At 41.1% G+C, this 6,852-nt stretch carries 7 protein-coding genes; 3 read left to right on the top strand and 4 right to left on the bottom strand.

Annotation, left to right across the window (positions count from 1 at the left end; genetic code table 11):
- Positions 1–68: 68 nt before the first annotated feature.
- From JCM11969_RS18310 to JCM11969_RS15650, 3 genes are all read left to right on the top strand, one after another.
- On the top strand, positions 69–740 hold the full coding sequence (locus tag JCM11969_RS18310) for a hypothetical protein (protein ID WP_054712696.1): 672 nt from the start codon (positions 69–71) through the stop codon (positions 738–740).
- A 244-nt stretch (positions 741–984) separates the two neighbouring features.
- Positions 985–1,452, top strand: coding sequence for a hypothetical protein (locus JCM11969_RS15655; RefSeq protein WP_054712694.1), 468 nt, complete (start codon positions 985–987; stop codon positions 1,450–1,452).
- 251 nt (positions 1,453–1,703) lie between these two features.
- Entirely contained in the window at positions 1,704–2,441 is a 738-nt protein-coding gene (locus JCM11969_RS15650; protein WP_054712692.1) for an SDR family NAD(P)-dependent oxidoreductase, read from the top strand.
- Positions 2,442–2,539: 98 nt separating this feature from the next.
- On the opposite strand, the gene JCM11969_RS15645 is transcribed toward JCM11969_RS15650, so the two are convergent.
- The 4 genes from JCM11969_RS15645 to JCM11969_RS15630 all read right to left on the bottom strand — a co-directional run.
- Complete coding sequence (locus tag JCM11969_RS15645; protein WP_054712689.1) at positions 2,540–3,484, bottom strand: 3-hydroxyacyl-CoA dehydrogenase family protein; 945 nt, start codon at positions 3,482–3,484, stop codon at positions 2,540–2,542.
- Between the two features lie 309 nt (positions 3,485–3,793).
- Positions 3,794–4,345, bottom strand: a complete 552-nt coding sequence (locus tag JCM11969_RS15640) for a hypothetical protein (protein ID WP_054712687.1) — start codon at positions 4,343–4,345, stop codon at positions 3,794–3,796.
- Between the two features lie 188 nt (positions 4,346–4,533).
- On the bottom strand, positions 4,534–5,226 hold the full coding sequence (locus JCM11969_RS15635; protein WP_054712684.1) for a hypothetical protein: 693 nt from the start codon (positions 5,224–5,226) through the stop codon (positions 4,534–4,536).
- Between the two features lie 534 nt (positions 5,227–5,760).
- Positions 5,761–6,852 (bottom strand): AbiH family protein (locus JCM11969_RS15630; protein WP_082409428.1); only part of this gene is annotated, 1,092 nt, incomplete at its 5' end.

The raw sequence follows: 6,852 nt of genomic DNA, 5'->3' as shown, positions 1-6,852 counted from the left end.
GTAGAATAACATTGTAGTGAAGAACAACTGTCACTCAACTTTAGGATAGAAGGGGATATCTTATCATTATGAAGAAAAGTTTAAAGAAATCATTGTATTTTGGTTTAGCCGCTGTTTCAGTTTTAGCTGCTACTAGTGTTGCAACTACTAATGCAAGTGCAAAGTCATACGCAAAAGTTACCTCAAACAAGACTTTAACCACGGCAGCAACTAGCCGTAACGTTAACTTGAACGGTAGCAATGCATTGTATACTAAGGCAGGTACCTTGAAGGGGGCCAAGGTTGTTGCTTCAACTGCAACCGCTAAGTCTTTAAGCTCATCTACCAATGGTGCGGCTACTTTCCGTGCTTACCAAGTGGCAACGACTAACCGTGGATCTGTATACTATAAGGTTGTTTCATTTGATGGCCAATACCGTGGTTGGATCTATGGTGGTAAGTCAACGACAAAATTTGGTGGTGGCATTTCGTCATATAACACCACAAAGTCAGCAACTGCTCCAGCAACTACTGCTACTTATAAATTAACTGACAGTGCTGTAAGTTCTTCATCTAACAAGGCTATCTATGCTCAACCAGCATGGGCTCAATATAAAGTTGGTCGTGCTAAGTTAAACGGGAGTGTCATTGCATCCACTGATGCGTACAAAGACACTTCTTCACCTTTAACGATGCCGCTACTAACCGTGCCGGTGATTTATACTACAAGGTTGCTTCAGCATCTAACGAAAGCGGCTTAGTTGGCGACTGGATTCCAGCTTCTGCTGTTACACAGAGTAATGCAGAACCTGCTGCAACTTCAGACAACAGTATTAGCGTTGTTTACAAGACTGCAAATGGTAACCAAGTTGGCGCCGCATCTGGTAAGTTCATCGCCGCTGCAGGTACCAATACTAAGGCTGGGCAAGCTGCAAATGATATCAAGAACACTGCTGGCCAGACCATTGACGACTTCATCAAGCAAACTTGCCTGCAGGGTATCAATTGGCTACCGGCTCATACGTTGGGACTACCTTTGGCGGTACTGCTAACGTAACTGTTGTTGCAGCATCAACTTCAAAGGCTACTCTTTTGAGTCTTGATACACCAACCTCAGTTGGTACAACTGGTCTTACAGCTGCTGATTTTAGTAATGCACCTGCATTGACTGCTGCACAACAAGCCGACTTTACTGGCAACTCATCTTCATTGGTATCATCGGGTACCTTGTTCAAGACTTTGGAAAGTGCATTTGGCACTAACAAGTACTACTTGAAGGCTACTGCAACTGGTGCAGATGGCAAGCCAGTTTACACTTACTACACTTACGATCAGTCTAGAACTGAAAGTGACAGTGCAAACGTTGCTGCTAAGTACGGTAATAACATCAACTTGTACTTCGATAAGAATACAACTACAACTGCTCCTGCAGCAGCAGCAGATACTAGCACTAACACTAACTTCTTAAACTAAAAACATTTTAGTTTAAGAACTTGCTATGATTTCCAAAGGCCCTCCTCAGTGAGGCCTTTTTGTTTGCACATAAATATTTGATTGTTGCGTTCATCGTAAATCCAGAACCTTAAACACAGCTAAAATAGAGTAATAATTTATCTTGATCAGAAAAATGGGACACATCCGCTAAATCCGGCCCTTATGTAATCGCTTTATTTAGATAGAATAGGGGTAAGACAGGATTCTATTCAATAAAGGAGTAATTGATTATGGCAGATTTAAACAACGTTACGGCACTAGTTACCGGTGCATCCAGTGGTATGGGGAAAGCAACCGCAGAAAATTTCGTAGAACACGGTGCTAAAGTGATCATGACTGATCTGAATGAAAAGGATGGTCAAGCATTACAAGAAATGTTAGGTGACAATGCCATCTTTATCAAACTTGACGTCAGTTCATACGATGAATGGCAACAGGTCGTTGCGGACGGCGAAAAGAAGTTTGGTCCAATCAACGTATTAGTGAACAACGCAGGTATTGGTATCATGGGCACGATTGACGACATCACCCCAGAACAGTATGACAAGGTAATCAAGGTTAATCAGTATTCTGTTTACTACGGCATGAAGACCATTCTGCCAAGTATGCGGAAAGCGGGTAAGGGCTCAATTATTAACCTATCTTCCATTGGTGGATTGGTTGGGATGCCTGGTTCTATTGCGTACGGTGCCAGCAAGTTTGCTGTCCGTGGGATGACAAAAGACATGGCGCTTGAATTGGCTCATGATAACATCCGTGTTAATTCAGTTCATCCTGGTACCATTGATACGCCAATTCTGAATGGGGTTCCTCAAGATCAACAGGATGAAATCAAGAAGATTATACCCTTAGGCCGGAATGGTCGGCCAGAAGAGTTGGCTAACGTGATGAATTTCTTAGCTTCAGACGAATCAAGTTATATCACCGGGGCCGAATTAGTTGCTGATGGTGGCTACACAGCTCAATAATTGAACACAAGTCATATAAAGAATCGAAAAAGCATCCGTCAGTTAATTATTCAAAACTGGCGGATGCTTTTTAAGTAACACTACTTTGCCTTAACAGACTACTGTTCAGAATCTTCCTTCAATAACTTCAGTAACTGCGTATCACGATCATTAACAATGGTTTCACCAGCTTCACCAGTCCAAGGGAAGAATCCTTGACCTGTTTTAAGCCCTAATTTACCCTCACTGACCATTTTATCGAGAAGGGGATCCGTCCCTTTGTCAGCGGCTAAATCAGCGTACAGGTATGAACTGATATTCTTAAAGACATCCAGCCCACCTAAGTCAGCACTCGCAATCGGTCCCACTAAACTCCAACGACGTCCCAAACTGTACTTAATGATGTCATCAACGGCTTCTGGCGTCGCGATACCTTCATCAACAATGTGGAAGGCTTCCCGAAGAACAGCTAATTGGATTCGGTTGCCGACGAAGCCGAGACTTTCCTTTTTAAGCGGAACGGCATGTTTACCAATATGGTTCATCAGCGCAACGGTGTCCGAGACAGTCGCTTCTGATGTTGCTTTACCAGGCACAACTTCCACTAACGGCATGAGTTGGGCTGGATTCCAAAAGTGAGCAACCACAAAACGTTCTGGTTTATTAAGGACACTTTGAATCTCGGTAGGGCTTAATCCAGATGTGTTGGTTGCCAGGATCGTATGATCAGATACATATTTCTCAGCCTCTTGCCAAACAAGTTGTTTAACAGCCATGTCTTCAACAACTGATTCGATGACGAAATCAGCACCCGCAAGAGTGGTCTTATAATCCGTAGTCGTGTGGATCCGCGCCAAAACCGTTTCTGCTGTATCGGTCAACATACCTGCGTCTTGAAACGTCTTGATGTCGTTCTTAATGCCATCAATTCCGCGTTCTAAGGCTTCTTTACTAGTATCTAATAGATTAACTTGGTAACCACGCATCGCGAACTGGAGCGCAGTTGCGTGGCCCATAGTGCCTGCACCAATGTTGCCGATTGTTTTGATTTTTGCTAGTTCCATGATTTAAAATCCCTTTCTATATCATTTTATTGGTTGGTCTTGATTCTTCGAGCTGTGCCCCAAGAAGAGAGCACAGCATCGTTTCACTACCATCATACACCGGCAGGCACGCTTAGGATATTGCAGTTCTGATCACACAGAAAAAGCGCCCGAGTTCTTGCATAAACTCGGGCGCTCATAGTCAAACTATCAAATGCAAGGCTCTCTTTATACCCTGTTGATATCGTCGACTATTTATACTATTTTTAGCTATATGTTTGGAATTGGAATACGAATGACTTAGAAAGTTACTAGCTAATCTTGAGGGAATTAGTTAGCGTAATCGGTGTTGCCTGAATCAGTAGTAGTTGTTGTAGTAGGTGTCTTAGCGTAAGTTTGGTCAAATACCAACTTGATCGTGTCACCGTACTTAGTTGAGGTGTTAGCTGCGGCAGTCTTAGTAGCATCATAAGTGTAGAAGTATGAGTAACCGTTAGCTGCGGCCTTACCATAGTAACCATTCTCTGAACCAGAGGTGGTTGCTGTACTATCATCAGTACTGTAAGTTGCTACACTAGTGCCTTGGAACAATGAGCCGATAGCATCGGTGTCAGTAAATGCTGATGCACTGATAGTGTCAGCAGCAACACCAGTGAAGGCACCTTGTTGAGTAGCAGTCAATGTTGGGAACCCAGCGGCAAAGTCAGTTGAAGCTAAGCTGCTGTAGTTTGCGTTTTCAAATGAAACTTTTGAAGTAGCACCCTTGGCAACAGTGACGTATGCAGTACCACCGTAAACAGCTGAGCTCAAGTATGATTCACCGTCGGTAGTTTCAGTGTAACCTGAAGGCAAGTTAGCCTTAGCAAATTCAGCTAAAGTCAAACCTGCAGTGTTGGTATCGCTTGAACTGACTTTGTTATTATTGCCGACATCGGCCGTACCATCTTTAGCGATAAACTTGTTAGTAGCCGTTGAAACGATGTTCTTTTGAGCATCACGGTAGACGACAGTTACGCTGTTATCTGAGGTTGCTGTAGGTTCTGCGTTAGTTTGGCTAACGTTAGAAGCCTTTACCCAGCACCAACTAAGCCGTTAGTGGTTGAGCCATCAACGGAAGCAATTTGGTACCAAGTGTCGCCTTCACGGCTGGTCTTTTCAGCAGCGCCGAAGGTAAATGATGAATCCTTGTAAGCGTCAGTTGAAGTTAAGACAGAACCGCTAACCTTGGCACGGCCAACTTTATATTGTGCGTAAGCTGGTTGTGCGTAGAACAAGGTGTTAGCAGTTGTGCTAGTAGTAGCACTCAACTTGTAAGTAGCACTTGATGATGGTGCTGTAGCTGATGTAGTGGTGTCATATGACTTGATACCACCAGCAAAGGCAGAAGTAGACTTCCCGCCGTAGATCCAGCCACGGTATGTACCATCAAATGATACAACCTTGTAGTAAACGGAACCACGGTTAGTAGTGGCTACTTTGTAAGGACGGAAGTTACTCTTACCACTAGTAGAAGAAGCAAGCTTCTTAGCAGTAGTCGTTGTAGCAACGACCTTAGCACCCTTCAAGGTACCAGCTTTGGTGTACAAAGCGTTGGTCCCAGTTAAGGTAACGTTACGGCTAGTAGCTGCCGTGGTTAAGGTCTTGTTTGATGTGACAGTAGCATATGACTTAGCGCTAGCAGTAGTAGAAGATGCTGCCCCTGAAGCTACTAATGAAACTGCGGCTAAACCCAAATATAGAGATTTCTTCATCCCATTTTTCATGTGTCATTCACTCCTCAGTGAAAAAATAGTATTTGCCGCCAGCACACTCGCTGGCAACACAGACACTATAACATCATATTTGCCATAATTAACCCATGTTATAAATCCTTAAAAGAACGTTCACGAAAAAGTAACGCAATTTGCACGTGGATTTTAGGTTGATTTAAGGTTGTCACGCTTATTTGCATGTATATTACGGGAAAATAAAGAAATGTTTAAAGGGTTAGGTGGAAGTTTTGGGTGTATAATGTTTATTATTGGTTATATTAACCGTCAATATGATTGTATATTGTTGGGGCGATTTTAAGGCTGTTTTAAGGATTGTTTTAAGGATTGTTTGGGCCACCACAGTATACATAATTGCTATGTAATATATTTAAAAAAAGGCAATTTGGCTACAGCCAAATTGCCCTCTTTATCGTTTGTTGGACCATTTAATTAGTTTGGAGTATTAATTTGAATCTTGTTGGGATTTTAAAGTAGATTAATGACTTTTTCAAGGAGAGGTGTAAATGAAACTGACTTTTAGTTGTATTACAGTGAAAGTGGAAGGATACGGAGCCTATTCTCAAGCGTGAGCTTGGATATTAAGTTATTCATTGCAAAATGACTAACGGGATTAGTATTAGTTGCCCCATTAGATGCCTGGGAACCAATGACTTTATTTTGGATTTGAGGATTATAGCCTGCGTAAGCTGATAATAATTTCATTACGGAATCAATGGTGTTAGTTTGAATCATCTCTCTATCAGCATTATCGTAAATTGAATAGTAAAAAACTAGTGAAATATTGGAAGAGTAAATATTGAAGTGATCGAAGATTGAGAAAAAATAATTCCAATCAGCTTGAGTTAGTGAATGGCCATAAAATATTATTTGGTTAATTGAATCATCAAAAATCTGGGTATTGGTAAAGCCAGACTCCTTTGAAGAAAAAATACGCGATAATTTAGTAAAGTGAAAATTTTTACTAGTGGGATCTACTAACTGTGGATTGATTCCCATGATTGGATGATTTAGAAGACTACCATGGACATGCCGAGTTTTTGCACAATTATCATTAACGTTTTCGGGAGAAGTATAATTGAAAGATAATAAATTGAATTTCTTATTATCTGCCAGGGCATTTAAAAGCTTGTTTGCTTTAGTTTGATATTCATCGTTGATTTGCGTTTCTAGATAAGTTTGAAAGTCAGTCTCAAGATTTTTAAGTTCTTCAAAAATATAATTGATGAAGCTATTTGACATATTAAAGACCTGAACTTGGCGTTGTATAGATATTATTATAACTATTATTGTTGCAGCGAGCGAGTATCGTTGGGAAGATATCGTGAGCATTGAATGGTCTGAAAGAGTACCATTTGGAGAATTAAGACTAAGTTCACCATTTTTCCAAGGCAGATCTTCAAAAGAGATGATTGATAAGTTTTCTTTAGTTGCAGGAACATGAACTTCTTTTTCAAGAAATTCGTAAATTGTCGTTTCAATGTCTGTCCAACTAGTGCCACTTAATTCTGAAGGATCATTAACTTTTAATAGGAGTATATAGATCCAAAAATTAATGCCATGTTTTTCATCTTCACGGAAATATAATTCCGTAAAATTCGACACATTATTTACATAACC

Origin of the sequence: Secundilactobacillus paracollinoides DSM 15502 = JCM 11969, assembly GCF_001311135.1 — a bacterium.
Lineage (GTDB): Bacteria > Bacillota > Bacilli > Lactobacillales > Lactobacillaceae > Secundilactobacillus > Secundilactobacillus paracollinoides.
Note: the sequence above shows the minus strand (reverse complement) of the source record. Positions and strands in the feature narration are given on the sequence as shown.